This window comes from Nibrella viscosa (assembly GCF_039541875.1).
Classification (GTDB): Bacteria; Bacteroidota; Bacteroidia; order Cytophagales; family Spirosomataceae; genus Nibrella; species Nibrella viscosa.
Map to the genome: position 1 here is coordinate 82,755 of NZ_BAABHB010000014.1, position 21,746 is coordinate 104,500.

At 54.7% G+C, this 21,746-nt stretch carries 11 protein-coding genes; 4 read left to right on the forward strand and 7 right to left on the reverse strand.

All coding sequences use genetic code 11. The annotated features are described in order from the left end of the window. Positions 1–80: 80 nt before the first annotated feature. From lpdA to ABD931_RS24330, 4 genes are all read right to left on the reverse strand, one after another. Positions 81–1,481, reverse strand: a complete 1,401-nt coding sequence (gene lpdA, locus ABD931_RS24315) for a dihydrolipoyl dehydrogenase (protein ID WP_345270623.1) — start codon at positions 1,479–1,481, stop codon at positions 81–83. 114 nt (positions 1,482–1,595) lie between these two features. Next, positions 1,596–3,215 carry a hypothetical protein gene (locus ABD931_RS24320; protein ID WP_345270624.1) on the reverse strand — a complete coding sequence of 540 codons (1,620 nt, stop codon included), beginning with the start codon at positions 3,213–3,215 and terminating at the stop codon, positions 1,596–1,598. A gap of 220 nt (positions 3,216–3,435) precedes the next feature. After that, complete coding sequence (odhB, locus tag ABD931_RS24325; RefSeq protein ID WP_345270625.1) at positions 3,436–5,076, reverse strand: 2-oxoglutarate dehydrogenase complex dihydrolipoyllysine-residue succinyltransferase; 1,641 nt, start codon at positions 5,074–5,076, stop codon at positions 3,436–3,438. Positions 5,077–5,190: 114 nt separating this feature from the next. Then, positions 5,191–7,965 (reverse strand): 2-oxoglutarate dehydrogenase E1 component, encoded by a 2,775-nt coding sequence (locus ABD931_RS24330; protein ID WP_345270626.1) that lies wholly within the window; start codon positions 7,963–7,965, stop codon positions 5,191–5,193. Positions 7,966–8,226: 261 nt separating this feature from the next. On the opposite strand from ABD931_RS24330, the gene ABD931_RS24335 reads away from it, so the two are divergent. Next, complete coding sequence (locus ABD931_RS24335; protein ID WP_345270627.1) at positions 8,227–10,188, forward strand: glycoside hydrolase family 97 protein; 1,962 nt, start codon at positions 8,227–8,229, stop codon at positions 10,186–10,188. Between the two features lie 27 nt (positions 10,189–10,215). Here ABD931_RS24335 and hemN read toward each other — a convergent pair whose 3' ends face one another. Then, positions 10,216–11,580, reverse strand: a complete 1,365-nt coding sequence (hemN, locus tag ABD931_RS24340; RefSeq protein WP_345270628.1) for an oxygen-independent coproporphyrinogen III oxidase — start codon at positions 11,578–11,580, stop codon at positions 10,216–10,218. Positions 11,581–11,733: 153 nt separating this feature from the next. Here hemN and ABD931_RS24345 point away from each other — a divergent pair, with 153 nt between their 5' ends. Then, positions 11,734–14,238, forward strand: coding sequence for a heavy metal translocating P-type ATPase (locus ABD931_RS24345; RefSeq protein ID WP_345270629.1), 2,505 nt, complete (start codon positions 11,734–11,736; stop codon positions 14,236–14,238). Between the two features lie 257 nt (positions 14,239–14,495). Further along, a complete protein-coding gene (locus ABD931_RS24350; RefSeq protein WP_345270630.1) occupies positions 14,496–15,488 on the forward strand; it encodes a c-type cytochrome in 993 nt (330 codons plus the stop codon). Between the two features lie 27 nt (positions 15,489–15,515). On the opposite strand, the gene ABD931_RS24355 is transcribed toward ABD931_RS24350, so the two are convergent. Then, a complete protein-coding gene (locus ABD931_RS24355; RefSeq protein WP_345270631.1) occupies positions 15,516–17,426 on the reverse strand; it encodes a hypothetical protein in 1,911 nt (636 codons plus the stop codon). Between the two features lie 16 nt (positions 17,427–17,442). Between ABD931_RS24355 and ABD931_RS24360 the strand changes: the two genes are divergently transcribed. Next, positions 17,443–18,492, forward strand: coding sequence for a 2Fe-2S iron-sulfur cluster-binding protein (locus ABD931_RS24360; protein ID WP_345270632.1), 1,050 nt, complete (start codon positions 17,443–17,445; stop codon positions 18,490–18,492). Here ABD931_RS24360 and ABD931_RS24365 read toward each other — a convergent pair. Further along, complete coding sequence (locus ABD931_RS24365; RefSeq protein WP_345270633.1) at positions 18,456–21,710, reverse strand: ligand-binding sensor domain-containing protein; 3,255 nt, start codon at positions 21,708–21,710, stop codon at positions 18,456–18,458. The two genes, ABD931_RS24360 and ABD931_RS24365, sit on opposite strands and share 37 nt — an antisense overlap. Positions 21,711–21,746 lie beyond the last annotated feature (36 nt).

Genomic DNA, 21,746 nt, shown 5'->3' on the forward strand with positions numbered 1-21,746 from the left:
ATTTCCTGAATTATTGAAAAGCCCGCCAGCTAATGCTGACGGGCTTTTTTGTGGATAGACGGCGCGTTGAATTATACGTTTTACACGTGGATGGCGCGATTTTCGGTAGCGGCCAGACACGCTTCTTTCATAGCTTCGGTGTAGGTCGGGTGGGCGTGCGACATCCGGGCTACATCTTCGGCAGACGCCCGGTATTCCATCGCTACCACAGCCTCGGCAATCATATCAGCGGCCCGGGCTCCGATGATGTGAACACCCAGGATCTCATCGGTTTCCTTGTGCGCCAGCACTTTCACCAGCCCGTCCAGGTCCATACTGGCGCGGGCGCGGCCTAAGGCCTTGAACGGAAATGAGCCGACTTTGTACGGAATGCCTTCTTTCTTGACTTCTTCTTCGGTATAGCCCACACTAGCCACTTCGGGCCAGGTGTAAACCACACCCGGAATGAGCCGATAGTTAATATGCGGCTTCTGACCGGCAATGGTTTCGGCCACAAACACACCTTCTTCTTCGGCTTTGTGGGCCAGCATGGCTCCCCGGATCACGTCACCGATGGCGTAGATATGAGGAACCTTGGTCTGCAGGTGGTCGTCTACCTCAATTTGGCCTTTCTGGCTGGTACTCAGACCGGCGGCTTCCAGGTTCAGCCCGTCAGTGTAAGGCCGGCGACCGACAGATACCAGGCAGTAATCGCCGGTGAGGGTAATCTGCTCGCCTTTAGGCGTATCGGCAATTACCTCGACCTCGTCGCCTTTGTTGACAACGCTGGTCACCTTATGGTTGAAATAAAAGTCTGCACCAAGCTTTTTTACCGCCCGCTGTAGTTCTTTACCCATTGTCTTATCCATTGTCGGGATCATGGAATCGGCATACTCGACAAAAGAGACTTTAGCGCCGATGCGAGCGTATACAGAACCTAACTCAGCCCCGATAACGCCGGCCCCGATAATGATGAGGTGCCTGGGTACTTCGGTCAGCGTCAGGGCTTCGGTGGAGCTGATAATGCGCTTTTTGTCGATCTGCATCGACGGAAACGACATGGGTTTTGAGCCGGTAGCGATAATAAAATTCTTTGCCGTAATCTGCTCATCGCTGCCGTCGTCTTTTTTTACCGTTAATGTGTGGGCATCGATAAACGACCCCAATCCCTGATGAACGTCGATTTTGTTCTTTTTCATCAGGAACTGCACACCCTGCACGTTGGCGTCAACAACGCCCTGCTTCCGCTTAATCATCTGCGGGAGGTCTACTTTCAGATCTGCCAGTTGGATACCGTGTTCGGCAAAGGTATGAGCCGCGTTAAAAAAATGCTCCGACGAGTCGAGCAGGGCTTTAGACGGAATACAGCCCACATTGAGGCAGGTACCACCCAGGGTTTTATATTTCTCGACAATGGCTGTTTTCATGCCTAACTGGGCGCAACGGATTGCCGCCACATAGCCGCCCGGGCCGGAGCCGATCACAATTACATCGTAATTCATAGAAATTTATTTTGCCGTGCAAATATATAACAGAGACCTGTCTGGTAAGCGCCTATTTGAAAAGAGCTTTTCGGTTGAGTATGCATAATGTTGGTACTTGATTAGTGCGCTTTGCTACGAGAAGCTTCGAATGGTGATAGATCGGCCGGTCGGGATCAACTTCCTTTGCCCGGAACTAATCTGCAACATATATACCCTATACACCCCCGGTTTATACAAAGGAGATCGCACAGTAGCTGAAAAACCCGATTTTGCCGCAAATAGGTTCTGTCCAAAGTCAGTCAGGGGCGTAGTTGGTATTAAAAATGTGTTTTTATTTTGCTTTAAAACCAAGTAAAACCCATTCTCATATTGCTGAGAGGCTGCAAAGGTTTGATTGCGAAAGGTAAAAACATCTTCGGGAAACATAGTTGTCCCGAATTGGCGAACAATTGTTTGCTGATCGATATGCATACTGTTTGTATCACCGGTGTTTGCCGGAAAGATACTGTGCTGTAGCGAGTTGATTAGTTTGACATGATACAGGTTTTTGGGAAAGTCATATTCCGAATGCCTGATCGACTGAGTCAGGATAGAATCGCCTTCCGCCTGATTCCAGTACAGTAGCCCTGAATGATTATACTGCCAGTTGGCAATGCTCGTGGCGGAGTTTTTATAGTTGGCGTTTAACTCCGGCAGATAACTAATGTAACTCCACACATTGAAGGCGAGCCCCCAAACCAGGCCAATCCCGAGAACAGCCCGCCTGTAGCGTGAGCTTAACAGCACCTGGATCGCGTACGCAAGGGAAATAGCGCAGACGGTAAAGAACCGGTAACGCCCAACCATAACGGTCCAGATACCGTCCTTTCCATACACACGCCCAACAGCGGTAACAAAACCAATCATGAGGATATATCCCAACAGCGTCAGCAACCCCAGCAGAGGCTTTTCTGACTGCCTGACCGGCCATTTGGTAAACAACCGCCAGGCACTTATTAAAAATACACTGGTGATGCTAATACCTACCAGAACGCTCCATTTTGTGACGTTCAGGCTACCGCTGACGAAGGCCCCAACAAACGCAAAAAAGCCTTTGATCACGTACGGATAATTATCGGCCAGAAAAGCTAAGGAAAGCGGGTGCAGGTATTCGGCCCGCTTATGCCCCTGGAAGTAAATGACAAACAAAAGGCCGGTCAGCAGAAACCAGGTTATGGCGAGCTTCCACCGACGTTCCAGCAGCCAGATTAGGCCTACCGGCAGCCAGGCAAACAGACCACTGCCGTACGATAGCGTTGCTATGGTGCATAGCAAGCCCGAAGTACCTGCCTTGCGGGTAATGGTTGGTTGATAAAGGGCCGCATACACGGCCCAACCGGTTAACAATACACTAGGAACCTGGCAAAAAAGGCTTTGCGCCCACGTAACCGTTTCGTGATACTGCGGCTGGAGAATCCAGAAAAAAATAGGGAGGAGATAAACGGGGGCCAGGTTTTCTCTCCGGAAAAACGAAACAAAAATCCAGAGCGTGGCGGGTATCATTAACAAACCAAGGTAACCCAGCCACTGAAGTTGAATGCTGCCAAACAAGTATTCGGACAACAGAACCAAAATGCGCACAAGCGCAATGCGGTGGTCGGAATACGATTCAAAAATTAAATCCAGACTGGCGTTTGCTTTAAACTGCTGGGCGAACAGGTAAAAGCAGGGAAAATCATCATCTCGCGGCACATTGAGTATATAACTACCCATTAGGCCAACAAACAGAGCTACAGTAGCAACCAATAGCAGAACAGATAGGCGATTTAGCGTAGAGAAGTTCATCAGAATCATTGGTTATAAATTCTTTAACTTTCTGCTAAGTACCTGTAATTGTGGCTTTTTACCAAAATAATATGGCAACCCAATTCGTCAATTATTGCGAACCAGGTTGCCATATGCTACTTTACCCATTGCCGACAGCATCCAGACACTATACGTCCAGCAAAATCCGGGTTGGGTCTTCCAGCAGTTGTTTTACGCGTACCAGGAAACTGACCGATTCTTTACCGTCAATAATCCGGTGGTCATATGAGAGGGCCACATACATAATCGGCCGGACTACAATTTCACCGTTTACCACTACCGGCCGCTCCACGATATTATGCATACCGAGAATAGCCGATTGCGGGGCGTTGATGATCGGCGTTGAGAGCATGGAGCCGAAGATACCACCGTTGGTAATCGTGAAGGTACCGCCCTGCATCTGATCAATAGTCAGCTTATTATCACGAGCCAGACCAGCCAGACGGATAATTTCTTTCTCGATCTGGGGGAAGCTCATCTGCTCGGCGTTTCGGATGACCGGCACCACCAGACCGCGCTCCGTAGACACAGCGATGGAAATATCACAATAGTCGTTATACACAATGGAGTCGCCGTCGATCATGGCGTTTACGGCCGGGAACTCCTTCAGCGCAATACAAATGGCCCGGGTGAAGAAGGACATAAAGCCCAGCCCCACGGCGTGTTTGTCTTTAAACTTGTCTTTGTACTTGGCCCTCAGGTCCATAATCGGCTTCATGTCTACCTCGTTAAAAGTAGTGAGCATGGCCGTTTCGTTCTTCACCGCCACCAGACGACGCGCAATGGTTTTGCGCAGGGATGTCATCTTCTCCCGGCGCTGGCTGCGGTCGCCGGATGGCGCGGGTGCCGATGCGGCCGGAGCAGGAGTGGCCGGCTTAGCGGCAGGCTGAGGAGATGGAGCGGGTTGTGCGGGTGCCGGTTTGGCAGCAGCTTGTGCACTAACGGCATCCTCCTTAGTAATGCGGCCCCCGACGCCGGTGCCTTGTACCTGCTGCGGGTCAACGCCTTTTTCGGAGAGTATTTTGGCCGCTGCCGGTGACGGGTGGCTGGCTGCATAACTGCCCTGGCCGTTGGTGGGCGCTTCGGTGGGTTGTGCAGGCTGGGCTGGTGCCGATGGTTGCGGTGCTGCCGGCTGAGCAGCGACAGCACCGGTTTCAATGCGGGCAATGACGGCTCCGATGGGCAGTGTTTCGCCGGCCTGGGCCACAATGCGCAGGGTGCCGGCGGCTTCGGCGGGTAGCTCAAATGTTGCTTTGTCGGATTCCAGTTCGCACAGCACTTCGTCGAGCTGTACCTGATCGCCGTCTTTCTTATTCCAGGATGCAACGGTTACCTCCGTGATGGATTCGCCCACCGAGGGTACTTTCATTTCGATAGTCGACGCAGCCGGTGCTGGTGCGGTAGCGGGTTCGGCTACGGCCTGCATGGTTGGTTTGGCAGCCTGGGGTTGTGCTTCGGCAGGTTGGGTAGTCGCACCCGGAGGGGGCGACGTACGCTGGGCGGCCGGAGCTGGTGCCGCCCCGTTGGCGGCTCCGTTGGAGTCGATGGAGCAGATAGCCGCTCCGATGGGCAGCACATCGCCTTCCTGCGCCAGAATGTGCAGGACACCGTCGGCTTCGGCGGTGAGCTCAAACGTTGCTTTATCCGAATCGAGGCCGCAGAGAACCTCATCCATCTTCACTGTATCGCCTTCTTTCTTGTACCAGGTTCCGACCGTTACTTCGGTGATTGACTCCCCTACCGGGGGTACTTTCATTTCGACAGCCATTCTTTTGGAGTTTGAGGGTTGAGGTTTGACGTTTGACGTTTACTTGAGTTGCCCAGTGGTTGAATAAGCGGAGCAACGTCAAACGTCAAACCTCAAACTTCAAACCTGTTTCATTTATTCAAACGCTTTCTGGATAAGTTCAGCCTGCTCTTTAGCATGGACTTTGGAGTAACCAGTTGCCGGTGAGGCCGAGGCTTCGCGGGAGATAACCCGCATCTTTACATCCGGCAGCACCCGCAGCATGTAGGTCCAGTAGCCCATGTTCTCCGGTTCTTCCTGTACCCATACAATGTCGGCCTTCTTGTATTGCCCCAAAAACTCCGCTAACTGCTTCTTGGGTAGCGGGTGCAACTGCTCGAGACGCACAACGGCTACGTCGTCGCGCTTGTCGGCCTGTTGCCTTTCCAGCAGTTCGTAGTAAATCTTACCGGTGCAAAGCAGTACCCGTTTTACCTTTTTAGCCTCAGCATAGCTATCCCCAATTACTTCCCGGAAGCGGCCGTTGACCAGTTCATCCAGCGGAGAGATTACCTGCGGGTGACGCAGCAATGACTTCGGCGACATCACGACCAGCGGCTTGCGGAACGGCCATGCCAGTTGCCGGCGCAGCAGATGGAACAGGTTGGCCGGCGTCGTTACGTTGGCCACCACCCAGTTGTATTCGGCCGATAATTGCAGGAATCGCTCCGGACGGGCGTTGGAGTGCTCCGGTCCCTGACCTTCGTAGCCGTGGGGCAGCAGCAGCACGACACCGTTCATGCGGTTCCACTTGGTTTCGCAGCAGGATATAAACTGGTCGATCATGACCTGAGCGCCATTGGCAAAATCACCAAACTGGGCCTCCCAGATCACCAGCGCATTCGGGTTGGCGAGGGCGTACCCGAACTCAAAGCCCAGTACGCCGTATTCCGACAGCAGGGAGTTGTATACCCTGAACGTCTGCTGGTGTTCCTGGATGTGGTTCAGGCTATTATAGGATTCGTTGGTCTCACTGTCGTGCAGGACGGCGTGGCGGTGCGAGAACGTTCCGCGCTGCACATCCTGCCCGCTCAACCGGACGATCTTGTCTTCGGTGATAATAGACCCGTAGGCCAGCAGTTCGGCGGTACCCCAGTTTACCTGACGGGTCTCAAACAGCATTTGCTGCCGGTCTTTCAGCAGTTTATCAATCTGCTTAATAGGTTTGAAGCCTTCCGGAATCTTTACCAGCGCCTGCCCGATTTTTTCGAGCTGCTCCTGCGGTACACCGGTTTCCGGCGACTGGTCGAAATCCTCGGGCTTCGACCGGCGAAGGCTGCGCCACTCCTGCTCCATCTTCGGGTACTTGTACGGTAGTGCTTTCTGCTTCACCATATCGAGCCGTTCCTGAAGGCTGGATTTAAAGGCTGTATCCATCTGACTGGCCAGCTCAGCGTCTACATCACCCCGCTCAATCAGTGCCCGGTTGTAGATTTCACGCGGGTTCTGGTGCTTGGCAATAGCCGTATACATGGTTGGCTGCGTAAACTTCGGCTCATCCGACTCGTTGTGGCCGTGCCGGCGGTAGCAAACCATATCCACAAAGATATCCCGGTTGAACTTCTCCCGGAATTCAACCGCCAGCTTCATGCAGAAAACCACAGCCTCCGGATCGTCGCCGTTGACGTGCAGCACCGGTGCATCAATGATCTTGGCAACGTCGGTGCAGTAGATCGACGAGCGGGCGTCTTCAAAATCAGTTGTGAAGCCAACCTGGTTATTAATCACAAAGTGGAAGGTACCACCGGTATGATAACCTGCCAGTTTTGACATCTGGGTTACCTCATACACGATTCCCTGACCGGCCACGGCCGCGTCACCGTGAATCAGCACGGGCATTACCTTATCGTAGTCGCTGTTGAACAGGCCGTCGGCACGCGCCCGCACAAAACCTTCAACTACCGGGTTCACGGCCTCCAGGTGTGAGGGGTTCGGAGCTAGTTTCAGGTTTACCTGCTTGCCGTTGGGTGTTTCAACCTGGCTGGAGTAACCGATATGGTATTTAACATCACCATCGCCGTAGACCTCTTCGGGCAGGTTGCCTTCAAATTCGTTGAAGATGGCATCGTAGGTTTTACCCAAAATATTAGCCAGCACATTCAGGCGGCCCCGGTGCGCCATGCCGATCATGATTTCTTCCACGCCCAGGTCGGCGGCTGCGGTAATCATGGCGTCTAGCGCTGGAATGGTCGTTTCGCCACCTTCCAGAGAGAACCGCTTCTGACCCAGATACTTGGTATGCAGGAAGTTCTCGAAAACAACAGCTTCGTTCAGTTTCGACAAAATCCTGGTTTTTTCGTCGTGCGACGGCTTATACTCCGGCAGTTCGCGCTCGATTTTAGCCTTGAACCACTCCAGAATGGCCGGCTCCCGGATGTACATATACTCGAAGCCGATGCGGCCGGTGTATACCTTGTTGAGCTTACTCAGGATGGCTCGCAGTGTAGACGGCCCCATTTTCAACTCATTACCACATTCAAACACAGTATCCAGATCGGCGTCCGACAAGCCAAAATCGCTCAGGTCGAGCAGCGGCTGGCGGTCTTTCCGTTTCCGGATGGGGTTGGTTTGGGAAAGCAGGTGGCCTCTTGACCGGTACCCCAGAATCAGATTACGAACCCGGAGTTCTTTATCGACGTGGTTTTTATCAACCTCGGCCGGCACCCCTTTAACAGCCGCTACTCCATTGGTCGGTGCCGGTGCGCCGTTTCCGTTACTGCTGGTCGATTCACTATAGGTTTGAGAGAACTCAAAGCCTTCAAAAAATTTCTGCCAGCTTTCATCCACCGAACCAGGATCCTGTTTGTAGGATTGGTACAATTGGTCAATGTAAGCCGCGTCAGAATTAGCTATATACGAGTACTTATCCATAAAAAGACACGTCGCGTTGTTTAACCGACAAAGTTATAAGATGATTACCGAAGGACATACATTATTTTTCCTGTTTTTATCCAATACCTTGTCTAATGAAAGCCATTGTCCCTTTGACCAATACAAGATTTGCTTTGTATTCACCGGACAGCGGGTAAGACCGGCATCTATCTGACTTTTTGATCGGAACACGCTATAGTAAGAACAAAGGCAGGCCTATTTAATTTGCCTGTCTACACTATTTTTCATTTTTCTGCTCTTATGCGCCATCGCATGAATGTGCTAACTTTTCTCGGATGCTGGCTCATTGCCTTTTCCGTTCCGGCCGCCGACCGGACATTCCAGCTTCAATCCCCGAATCAGCAACTGCATATAACGGTGGAGGTGGGTAATCAGGTTCGTTACCGCGTCAGCCATAACGGCATTGATCTGCTCCAGCCTTCAACACTATCAATGACCCTGGCCGACGGCCGTACGCTTGGCCGCAACAGTACGTTTCGGAAGCAAACGCTAGCCAGCGCCAACCGGACAGTGACCCCGCCCTACGGCATCAGCCAGACTATTCCGGAGCAATTCAATGAGTTACGGCTGGATTTCCGGGAAAACTTCGCCATTATTTTCCGGGCGTATAACGAAGGGGTGGCGTACCGCTTTGCGACCAACCTGCGGGACTCCATCCGGGTGCAGAACGAGGAGGTACAGTACCGGCTGGCGGGTGATTGGCCGGCCTATTTTCACCCCAGCGAATTTTTGAGTTCGTTTGAGTCAAATTATGTGTATAAACCGCTGTCGCAGCAAACGCAGCAGAGCAGTCTGCCGATTCTGGCGGAAGTACCTAATGGCGTACGATTGGCCTTTCTGGAGTCTGACCTGCTGGATTACCCCGGCCTGTACCTGAAGCGGGATTCGACGCAGACCAGCACCTTGATGGGGCTGCTGCCGGCCTACCCGAAGGTAGTGGAGCAGGGCGGGCATAGTAAGTTCAATATGCTGGTGCGGGAGCGGGAGCCTTATCTGGCCCAAACGATTGGTATGCGGGCTTTTCCCTGGCGGGTGATGGCGGTGGCGCAGACCGACAAAGACCTGCTGAATAACCAGCTCGTTTACCTGCTGGCATCGGAAAACAAACTGGGCGATGTGTCATGGGTGAAGCCCGGCAAGGTGGCCTGGGACTGGTGGAGCGCCAATAACCTTACGGGCGTTCCGTTCAAGGCCGGGTTTAACACTGAGACGTACAAATACTTTATTGACTTTGCCGCCCGCAACGGCATTGAATACGTAAACCTGGATGAAGGTTGGTCGGATCAGTTTGACCTGCTGAAGCCGGCCAATAAACTGGACATGGACGAGGTGGTCCGCTACGCCAGACAGAAAAACGTTGGGCTGATTCTGTGGTGCGTCTGGCACACGCTGGACCGGCAGATGCAGCCGGCCCTCGACCAGTTTGCCAAATGGGGCATTGCTGGGGTAAAAGTAGACTTTATGGACCGTGACGATCAGGTGGTGGTCAATTTCTACGAGCGGCTGCTGCGCGAAGCGGCCAAACGGAAGATGCTGGTAAACTACCATGGAGCTTACAAGCCTACCGGGCTGCAGCGTACATTTCCCAATAACATCAACCGGGAAAGTGTGAAGGGGCTGGAGTGGAACAAGTTCAACCCGCAGGGCATTACGCCGGAGCATGATGTCACACTGCCGTTTATCCGGATGCTGGCGGGTTCGATGGATTATACGCCGGGAGCCATGACGAACATGAACAAAGAGAACTGGCGGATGATTTTTGAGCAGCCGATGAGCCAGGGCACAAGGGCGCATCAGTTAGCCATGTTTGTGGTCTACCACGCGCCCCTGCAGATGCTGGCCGATGCACCAACGGCCTATGAGCGCGAGCCTGACGTCCTGAAGTTTCTGGCTGCTGTACCCGTGACCTGGGACGAAACCGTACCCCTGGACAGCAAAGTGGCCGATTACGTGACCATTGCCCGGCGCAAGGGCGATGCCTGGTATGTCGGCTCCATGACCGACTGGACCGCCCGTGACCTCTCCCTCAAACTCGATTTTCTGGGCGATGGTACTTACCAGATAGAAGTCTTCCGCGATGGCCCCAACGCCGAACGTGTCGGCAGTGATTACGTCCGTGAGGTCAAAACCGTCCGTAAAGGTGAGACTGTTGCCATTCCGATGGCGGCTGGTGGGGGATGGGTGGCCAGGTTTACAAAGTAGAGGTCAGCATCTCTGCTGGCCGAGACATTACACCGTCTGCGAGAACAGCCGCTCGCGGGTCTGGGAGCGGTGCAGGCGCTTGTCGAAGGCCATGCAGATGTTGCGGAGGAAGGGCATACCGGCGGGCAGGACACGCAATGCCTGTTCGTCGTACACGATAAGGCCGTCCTGCCGGAAACCTTCCAGCTTTAACGCTAACTCCTCCCACTCGGCCGGTGTCCAGTCAGATAATTCCCATTGGGTGCCGTAGCAGCACATGATGGTCAGGATCTGCCGCCGTACCCACTGATCTTCGGGGTTGAGCACATGACCACGGGTGAGGGGCAGTTCGCCGGCCTGAACACGGGCCATGTAGGTGTCTACATCTTTTTCGTTCTGGGCAAAGGCCGTCCAGACATCACCGATGGAGGAGGCACCCAACCCCAGCAGGACCTGGGTGCGGGTGGTGGTGTAGCCCATGAAGTTCCGGTGCAGAGCGCCGGTCTGCATGGCTTTATACATCGAGTCGTGGGGCATGGCAAAATGGTCCATGCCAATTTCGTGGTAACCGCCGGCTTCCAGCAGGGCCAGACCAACTTCGTAGAGGGTGCGCTTGCCTTCGCCCGAGGGGAGGTCTTCGTCGCGGAACCCGCGCTGCCCGTTGCCCTTGATCCAGGGCACATGGGCGTAGGAGTAAAAGGCGATGCGGTCGGGGCGAAGCGCCAGCGTTTTGGCTACCGTGTCCCGGATGGATTCCGGGCGCTGAAAGGGCAGACCGAACACCAAATCGTGGCTGACAGAGGTATACCCAATTTTCCGCGCCCATTCGGTTACGTTCTGTACATTCCGGAACGGCTGGAAACGGTGAATGGCCTTCTGCACCACCGGATCATAATCCTGCACCCCAAAACTTACCCGGCGGAAACCATGATCGTATAACGTTTGCAGGTGCTCGCGGGTGGTGTTGTTAGGGTGACCTTCCCAGCCGTATTCGATGGTATCGGCCTGATCGGCAAAGAGGAACAGACCTTTCATCAGCTTGTCCAGACTCTGCGGTTTAAAGAAGCTGGGGGTACCTCCGCCCAGGTGCAGGTAGGCAAGGCGCGGTCGCTCCGGCAGCAGGTCGCAATACAGCATCCACTCCCGAATCAGGGCGTCGATATACGGTTCTTCTACGGCATGATTGCGGGTGATGCGCTTGTTGCAGCCGCAAAACGTACACAGACTCTCGCAGTAGGGCAGGTGTATATACAGGCTGACGCCATGCGTGCCGTTGGTGCTTCGGAAGGCCCGTTGCAGGCTGGTGATCCAGGCGGCTTCACTGAAGGTGGTATTGTCCCAGAAGGGTACGGTGGGATAGCTGGTGTAGCGCGGGCCAGGTACGTTGTACTTCTGAATAAGCGATGTGTTCATACGATTGGCTGTTCTCCCCGCAAAGTTGCCGCTTAGCTCTCCGCTATACCCTGACATTGTTCCGCATCGGGTCTAACAAGTATCAGCTATGCGGCTGATTATCGTCATGCGTTGCGGGCGGGCATCCGGCGAACTTGCACAAAATTTCTCCTCATGAGTACGGCGACATTAACCCAAACGACTTGCTTTCACTGCGGTAACGACTGCCCCGAACAACCTATCGTGTTTGACAAAAAAGCGTTTTGCTGCGACGGCTGCAAGGCCGTGTACGAAGTCCTGAATGCCAATCAACTCTGCCAGTATTATGAACTGATGCCGGCCCCCGGTCAAGCGCCCCGAATTGCGCGGCTGGAGTTTCTGGATCATCCCGATATCATCAGCCAACTGCTTGAATTTACCGACGGTGCGGTGTCTAACGTGACTTTTTATGTGCCGTCTATCCACTGTAGTTCCTGTCTGTACCTGCTGGAGCACCTGTACCGAATCAGCCCGGCCATTCAGACCTCGCGGGTCGATTTTCTAAAAAAGCACGTTCACGTTACCTTCCTCCAGAAAGACATCAGCCTGCGGCAGGTAGCCGAAATGCTGACCTCGCTAGGCTACGAGCCGCTGATAAGCCTGAACGATGTGGTGAAGGAGACCGAGACGCCATCGTACCGGCCGCTGCTGTACAAGCTGGCCGTGGCGGGTTTCTGCGCGGGTAACATCATGCTGTTCAGTTTCCCGGAGTACCTGGGGCTGGACGACCCTTCCTTCAAAAAGCTGTTCGGCTACCTGAACCTGCTGCTGGCCACGCCGGTAATCTTTTATTCGGGATGGGGCTATTTTGAATCCGTCTGGGCAGCCCTCCGCCGGAAGATGATCAACATTGATCTGCCCATTCTGGTCGGTATCCTCACCGCCTACAGCCGAACTATTTACGAAGTACTGACACAAACCGGGGCCGGCTATTCTGATTCCGTCACGGGGCTGATTTTCTTCCTGCTGATTGGTAAATGGTTTCAGCAGCGCACCTACGACTTTATGTCCTTCGAGCGCGATTACAAATCCTACTTCCCGCTGGCGGCTACGCGGCTGGTGCCTGCACGGGGCAGGGGGCAGGGGGCAGGGGGCTTGGGGCTTGGGGGAAGGGGCGTGGGGGCCGAGTTAGCAGAGCTATTACCCCCTGCCCCCTGCCCCCTGCTCGAAGAATCCGTGCCGGTGGCGTCGCTAAAGAAAGGCGACCGGATACGCATTCGGAACCAGGAGCTGATTCCGGCGGATGGTATTCTATACAAGGGGAGTGCGACGATTGACTATAGCTTTGTGACGGGTGAGTCGGAGCCGGAAAGTAAGAAGCCGGGTACGCTACTATATGCCGGTGGTAAGCAGCTTGGCGAAGCTATCGAACTTGAAGTGGTGCGGGAGGTGTCTCAGAGTTACCTGACGCAATTGTGGAACAACGATGCCTTCCGGAAAGGAGCCCAAAGCCGTATCCGCACCTTTGCCGATGCAGTGGGCAAATATTTTACCGTTACCGTGCTGACGCTGGCGTTTCTGGTTGGCACCTACTGGTACCTGACCGATGCGGCCAAAGCGGTTAATGCCTTCACCGCTATTCTGATTGTGGCCTGTCCGTGTGTGCTGTCGCTGTCGTATCCCTTCGTGCTGGGCAATGGCATACGAATCTTTGGAAAGCAGCAATTTTACCTCAAAAATGCCGATGTGCTGGAGCAGATGGCCGCCTGCGATACCATTGTGTTCGATAAAACGGGTACCCTGACTTCTGCTATGGCTACCCGGCCGGTTGAAGATTTCAGCGTACCGCTCGATGAAATGGAACGCTCGCTGGTGGCTTCGCTGGTACAGCAGTCGGCGCACCCATTCAGCCGGAAGCTGTTTGCGCACCTGGCCGATGCCCTGACGCTGCCGGTGGAGAACTTTACAGAAGTAACCGGCCAGGGTATCAAAGGCCTGGTGTACGGACAATTTGTTAAGATCGGCGCCCGGTCGTTTGTGCACCCCTCACCCGGGAATGAGGCTAATGAGGTTGAAGGCTCCGTGGTACACGTGAGCATCGACCATATCTACCGGGGCTGTTTCCGGTTTCCCAACCAGTTCCGCGCCGGTATTAGTACCATGCTGGCGAGCCTACAGGCAAACCACACCCTCTACCTGCTCTCTGGTGATAACGACGCTATTCTGCGCAGCCCGGCCGGCAAGGACCTACAGGCGTGGTTTTCCGGCAAAGAGCAGATGGTGTTCGACTGCCACCCGCAGCAGAAACTGGATATGATTCGCTCGCTACAGGCCAAAGGTCGCCGGGTGCTGATGGTCGGCGATGGTCTGAACGATGCCGGAGCCCTGAAACAGGCTGATGTGGGCATTGCCGTGACGGACAATACCATTCAGTTTACCCCGTCGAGCGACGCCATTCTGGAAGCCGGTGCGCTGCGTCGCCTGCCCGATTTTCTGACCTACAGCCAGTTCGGAATGCGGCTGATACGCTTCAGCTTTGCGGTGTCGCTCATCTACAACTGCATCGGTCTCTCTTTTGCCGTCACGGGTAATCTGTCGCCGGTAGTAGCCGCCATTCTGATGCCGCTCAGCTCCGCCACTATGGTGTTTATCGCCACGCTGGGCATGCGCTGGAAAGGCGCACAGCTGTTCCCGCACTGATTACATCTGGTTACTACCTGCGAGCCGGATATGAATCCGGCTCTTTTTTGTGTATACAATAATATAATTCGGTATCTTCTTGGAAATTGTATTTTAACCGGTAATTTTAGTGTTGTTCCGGTAGTTGCGTTAATAACATAGGTAGCAATAATAATCAGTTTGTAAGCAGTATGCAGGTCCGTACAATTAGTAGCAGTGTTTAGTAGTTGATGCGACTTCCCGGTTTGTTTAGGATTTACAAATAACCGTTTTGTCATATGCGAAAACTATACAGAATCCTGGGAATCGTTCTGCTGATTGGGGTTGTTGCGGCTGGTGGTGTGCTGGCTTATTTGCGTTTTGTGCTGCCCGCTGTTGATCGGGCTCCGGATATGAAGGTGGAACTAACGCCTGAACGGGTCGCCCGCGGGAAATACCTGACCCATCATGTGATGGGTTGTATGGATTGCCATTCGGTAACCGATGACAAAACGTTTCTGCATCCGGTAAAAGGGCCGCTGGGAACGGGCTATACAGTGAATGATCCGGCTTACCCCAAAAATGCTGCGGTGCCGAATATCACGCCAATCGGCGTTGGAAAGTGGACCGATGGAGAGCTGTTTCGGGCCATTACCTCCGGCGTTCGCAAAGATGGCTCGGCCCTGTTTCCGCTTATGCCGTACGAAGCCTTTGGGCAGGCTGACCCCGAGGATATAAAAGCGGTAATTGCCTATTTGCGTACACTGCCGCCGGCCGGACAAGCCTACGAGAAACCAGACTGGGACTTCCCGATGAACCTGCTTATCAACACCTTTCCTAAACAGGCGAAGTTTACCAAAAAGCCCGATCAGTCCAATGAACTGGGCTATGGGCGCTATCTGGTCAATATTGCCGGCTGTACGCACTGTCATGTGCAGCGCGACGAAAAAGGTGCTCCGATAGCGGGCACTGAATTTACGGGTGGTATGCCGTTTAAACAGGCAACGGGTGGGGTAGCGTTTTCGGCCAATATCACTCCCGATCCGGAGACGGGTATTGGCAAATGGACCCGCCAGCATTTTATCGAAAAATTTGCCAATGCGACCTTTGAAGCGGAGAAGAAAACGGCTGTCGGCGAAAACCAGTTTAATACCAGTATGCCCTGGGCCTTTTATAGCGGAATGACCGACGAAGATTTAGGGGCCATTTACTCGTATCTGATGAGCCTGAGACCTGTAGCGCATAAGATAGACAAGTTTGTGGTCGACGATCACCCGGTGGCGTTGAAATAAGCAAAAGGTGGGCCGGTGCCCACCTTTTTAGTTGGTATCTACCGTTACAACGGCTTTCCCCTGGGCTATACCGCTACCGCAGGAACTACTGAGGGATGTGATTTTGTATTCCGTAGTAGTAACCGGGGCTACTGTCAGGACAAATGGGTTGATAAACGTTCCGCTGACCTTTGTACCGTCAGACAGGGTGAACGACCAGGGTGGCAGCCCATTTTTAAACTGCACCCGCACCCGCGCCGTCTGACCGGGCCGGATGGCGGCTTCGCCCATCACCAGCGCCTGCCCGGTATTGGGTGCCAGCACGGTCAGGCTTGTTTCTGTGCCGTTGACGGCCGGGCTGGTGGCGATAACCCGCAGCCGGATCGTGTTGACGGTATCCCGCAGAAAAGCCGGGTTGATTGTAGCTTTTAATACCCCATCCTTGTATGTGGTGGCCAGGCTGACAAACCGGCCGGTAGAGTCGCCGGCCTGGACAATCCATTTGTTGCCGGCATAAAAGCGGCCGGTACTCGTAAACGGAACGGTTATCTCGCTGCCGTAGCACAGGGTCCGGTTGCTCAGATTGCCGGTGGTAATGGTGGAAGGCGGTACGTTGACCTGTACAAAGGCCCGGCCCCTGAACTCGCCCACCCCGCAGGCGCCCCCCGCTGAGGTAATACTATAGCCGGTAGGGTTGGCCGGCGTTACTCTGACTTTATGCGGGGTTTTGGTAATTCCGTTCTCGTAGGTGCCGTCGGACAGCAGGACGAACCAGGGGCCGTTGCCGCTGAAGTCGATGGTCAGGTCGGTACTTTTGCCGTCTTCGATCCGGATGGAGTCTGGCCGCAGGATGGCTGTTGCCTGGGTGGATACGGTTACCTGGGCAATGTCGCTGGTAATAGTAGGGTAGGTAGATACAACCCGTATCCGGTAGGTTTTACCGGGCGTAATGCCGTAGGGCAGGCGCGTGGTGAGTGGGCTGCCGGCTGCCTGGCCGGGCAGGTTTGTCCAGCTTCCGGTATCGCCTTCAATCTGGGCCACAAACTCGTTGCCGGTCGTATAACGTCCGGTAGCGTTGAACGCCATCTGGAACGGTGTACCCGTGCAGACCTTATACCCGCCACCGGGGGCTTTCAGCGTCAGGGCCGGGGCCGGGTTTTCGCTGACGTTAACAATCACGGTGCCGGTTGCGGTACCGGTTGCACAGGCGTTGCTGACGCGGATAATGTTATACGCTGTGGGTGTGGCCGGAGCCACCATCAGGCGGTAAGGTGACTCCAGCGTATTAATTACCTGCGTACTATCCGACAGCACAAACGACCAGGGGCCGGCCCCGCTCAGCGCTACCTGAAGGGTAGTCGACTGGCCGGGCATGATGGTGGTGGCGGTACCGCCATCGGGCATTTCGACGCGGGCCGTGGGTGGTGGCAGAATCCGGATGGGATGCACAGAGCCATAAACGGCGGGGCTCGTCGATACAACCCGAATCTGGTAGCGGTGATCGGGCGCTTTGTTGGCGGGGATGGTCACCAGCAGCGGGTTGGCTTTGGCTGGTTCGTTCAGGTTAATAAAATTGTTCTCGGCATCGACCAGCTGAACCACAAATCCATTATCTGCCCGGAAGTCGCCGTTGGTCGTATACGCTACCGAAATCAACGTACCGGGGCATACGGCCAGTTTCGACAGACCCACTGTCTGGATGGTGGGTTGTACTCGCTGCCCGGTATCGCCGGGTGTGCCATTATTCGGCAGGGTATCCCGGCGGCTGACAGGTGTATTGGAGGGATGTGGGTAGTTGGGCGTAGTGAATGGGGCTGCCGGGATACTTCCGGCGGTAAGCACCCAAAGGAGTTCCGCAAACAAAAGAATTGGCAGCAGGTTGGTAATCTGTCTCATGTAAACAATCAGGCCACACATATCGTCATGCAACCGCTTCGGCGGTCCAGTAATGAGCGTCACAAAAGTAAGAAACAGGATGAACGAAGATTTCTTCTACCTGCGTGTTATTGAAATTATTCCTGAAACCGCCGATGCTAAAAGCTTCCGGCTCCAGCCGGTCGATGGCCCGGTTCCGCCTTACCGGGCCGGGCAGTTTCTTACGTTTATCCTCAACCGCGACGGTCACGAGGTACGGCGCTCCTATTCCCTCAGTTCTACCCCCGGTGTTGATCCGTACTGGCAGGTGACCATCAAACGGGTAATAAACGGCGAAATATCCCGCTACCTGCTCGATCACCTGCGCGTTGGCGATACTCTGCCTGCGCTACCACCGGCTGGCCGGTTTACCCTGGAGACCGGCCCAAAGCACCGGCGCAACCTCATTTTGCTGGGTGCCGGCAGTGGCATCTCCCCGTTGTTCGGCCTGCTGAAGCAGGTTTTGCACCAGGAGCCGCAAAGCTCGGTGACGCTGCTGTATAGTAATACCCGGGAGTCGGCTATTATCTTCCGGGAGGCTCTTGCTCAATTGCTGCAGCAATACCCGGACCGTTTTCGGCTGTGGCATCTGCTAAGCCAGCCGTCGGACGACTGGACCGGGCTGCGGGGGCGGCTCAATAATACCCGTCTGGAGCAGATGCTGCCGGACCTGACCAGGGGCAACCGGCAGGATTGTCTGTTCTACGTATGCGGCCCCGGCGATTATATGCGAATGGTGCAGTTTACACTGCTTTTCAGTGGTTTCCGGCCCGAGCAGCTCCGACGCGAGAACTTCGTTATCGAACCCGTGACCTTATCGCCACCCCCTGAGTTGAGCCACGACCATCGGGTGCTGCTGCGTTACCGGGGGCAGGCCTACGATATAGATGTGCCGGCCTACAAAAACATACTACAGGCTGCCCTTGACCACGGCATTGCGCTGCCGTATAGCTGCCGGGGTGGGCGATGCTCGTCCTGCGCGGCCCGGTGCCTAGGGGGGCGGGTATACATGACCATCAACGACGTGCTGACGGCGCACGATCTGGCCGAAGGCTGGGTGCTCACCTGCACCGGTTACCCGGAAAGTGAAGGCGTGGTGATTGAGGTATGAGTAGGCTGGTCATCCTGCGGATTCCAGGGAAGGTCGATCGTTACGCGGGTACCGGTGTCGGGCTCCCGCCGTTCGTGGCCCGGCCTTTCGTGGCCCGGCCGTTCGTGGCCCGGCCTTTCGTGGCCCGGCCCCATTGCTGGGCTGGTGTCAGTTGTATTATGCCAGGTGATGCGGCCACCGATAATGGCGACCCGGCTTTCGATATTGCCAATACCGAGTCCCTGGCGGGTGTGCTGGTAATCGAAGCCGACGCCATTGTCCCGGTACTCCAGCACCAGCCGGTTGTCGGTGGCCGAAAACCTAATGTCTATACGGGTCGCGTTGGCGTGTTTCAGGGTATTGCTGATCAGTTCCTGAGTTATGCGGTACAGCATGCGTTCAACCTCGGCCGGCATTCGGTCGGGGGCTTCGTTCAGGGTCAGGTGTGCCCGGATCTCTTCGGTGGCGTTGATCCGGTTCAGGAGTTCTTCCATAGCCGCTACATAGCCGTACTGTTCAAGTGTTCGGGGGTTTAACTTCCGGAGCAGATTTCGTACATCGCTGATGGTATCATTGATAAGCCCGACCATATTTTCCCGGATGGTGCGGGTATCGGTATTGTCGGTAAGGTATTGACTCATCTGCGAGATATACAGCTTCAGGGTAGCCAGCCGGGTGCCAATTTCGTCGTGCAGGTCACGGGCAATATCTTTTTTCACCTGCTCCTGAATGCTGTAGGCAAGTCGGATGCGCTCGGCCTGCTGCTCCCGAATAGTATTTTCCCGCCGGCGAATCCAGACGTAAGCCAGCACGCCAAGCAGAATGGCCATCAGCAGCAGAAAAGGCGGGGTGCGCCACCAGGGGCTGTGGATGGTAATGACCAGTGTCTGTAATTGATCACTCCACAGGTTGTCTTTGTTGGCGGCCTTTACTTTAAAGGTGTACCTATCGGGCGGCAGGTTGGCGTAGCGTACGTAGTTTTTCTCGCCGGCGGCCACCCAGTATTTATCGTATCCCTCGAGCTGGTACTGGTACTGATTCCGGCCGTTACTGATGTAGTCGATAGCGGCAAATTCCAGCGACAGCGTGTTGTCGGAGTAGGGTAGCTCAATGGCTGAGGTTTCGCCTACGTAGGTGTCGGTCCGGAACGGCTCTTCGTTAATTTTCAGATCGTAGATATGAACCGATGGTTTGAACGTACTGCTCTGGTACCGTTCCGGCCGGAAGCGGTTGAACCCGTTGACGCCCCCGAAAAAAAGCTCCCCGTCCTTCGTTCGCAGATAGGCGTTCCCGTTGAACTCATACCCCTGGAGGCCATCAGACAGGTCGAAATTTTTAAAACGCTCTCTCGCCGGATCGAACCGGGCAAGCCCCCGGTTCGTACTTAGCCACAGATTCTGGTCCGTGTCGGGCAGCACACAGTACACAAATGAATTGGCCAGGCCATCCCGGTCGGTATACAGTTTAAGTTGCTTTGGCTGGGTTGGTTTCTGGTTCCAGGGCATTGTAGCCAGCCCCCGATCAGTAGCCAGCCAGAGTGCCTGCCGGGCAGTATCGTTGTACATATGCAAAACTGTATAGCCTTCCAGTTCCCGGAGAAGTACCGGCCAGGGGGTTGTGGGAGGAGATCCCGGTGGCGGAAGCTGAAAACAGAACACCCCATGTAACTGAGTGCCCACCCAAAGCCGGCGTGTCTTCGGAAGAAACATCAGGCTAAAGATGTTGCGTTCGTGCAGGGCCGGCAGCACCTGCCACGACCGGGTTGGTATGTCTAACTGGTATAAGCCGTCTTCGGTCGCCGTAATCAGCGTATTGGCGTCGGTGCTGACCATGTTCCGGACATAATTGATTGCCACCAGGCTTTTGTTTTCGTTGGGGAAATCATACGGCTCAAACGTCTGACGGGCCGGGTTAAACAGCAGTACCCCATAGGTAGTGCCCACCCAGAGACGGCCCTGCGGGTCGCGATACAAGTGCTTTACCGGCCGGTCTTTGGGCAGAAAACCTGGGCCGGCACCGTGCAGATACCGCCTGATTATCCGGTTGCTTCGGCGGTCCAGCACATTGATGCCCAGCTCAGTGCCAATCCAGACAAGATCACCGGGAATTTCTTCGACCATGCCGCGGACCGTATAGCCGTCCAGTTGCTGATTATAGGCCAGGTCGCCGGTATACGCTTTTTTAACCATACCGCCGAGCAGAAACGGTTCATGCACAATTTTGGCGATGCCGTTGGGGTCAACGTTGGCCCAGACTATGTCACGGTCATCAACATATACTTTCTTGATGATGAAGTCGGTCAGCCGTTTGTCGCCATCGGTAAAATCGTTGATCTGACTGAATTGACGGGTGTTTTTGTTGAAATACAGCACCCCACTGTGCTGCGTGCCGAGCCAGAGCAGCCCCTGTTTGTCTTCATCGATGCTGTATACCGGTTCTGATGGCTGGTTCGGCCTGGGAACAAAGACCTGAAAGCGGAGATGCCGGTAATCCAGGCGGACCAGGCCAATGTTGGTGCCGAGCCAGGCTATATCGTTGGTATCGATATGAAAGGCAAATACCGCCTGCGCCTTACCAACCTGATTGTCGGGTTGGTCGCTGAAATAGTGGTAGATTTTTCTCTCCCGGAGATTGTAACGAATCAGGCCTTTTGGAGCGTGAAGCCAGATGTCGCCGGCGGGTGTCCGCAGCGTTGAACTCTGCAGGTCATATTCTTTCGGCGGTTTCAGCGATGGCTCAAGCCGGGTCTTGGTTTCGGTTCGCAGATCGAACGACACGAGCCCTTCCTGATCGCTGAGGTACAGCAGTTCCCGCTGGTCAACGTAGAAGGGCAGCGTGCGGTTGGGTACCGGTTTACCATCGTCCTGCAGATAGTGAAAACTGCTGAAATTATCACTTCGGCGATTATAGCGGTTCAGACCCTCATTGGTACCGATCCAGAGGTTCCCGGCCGGATCTTCAACAATACCGAAGATATTATTACCCCAGATGGTCTCTTCTACGTTTCGGTTGGGCCGGTAGGTCCGGAAGCGATGCCCGTCGTAGCGATTCAGCCCGTCCTGGGTGCCAAACCACAGAAAACCACGGCTGTCGTTCAGCATATAATACACCGATCCCTGGGTCAGCCCGTCATCCACCCCGATATGGTCGACCCGAAACGGCTGTGCCTGTATCCGCCCGCTCCATAGGTACAGCATTACTACACTAACAAGCAGCCGGTAAGGGATATGGGGCATCATCAGAATGCAGGCGATACGCTTCAGAAATGGAATTAT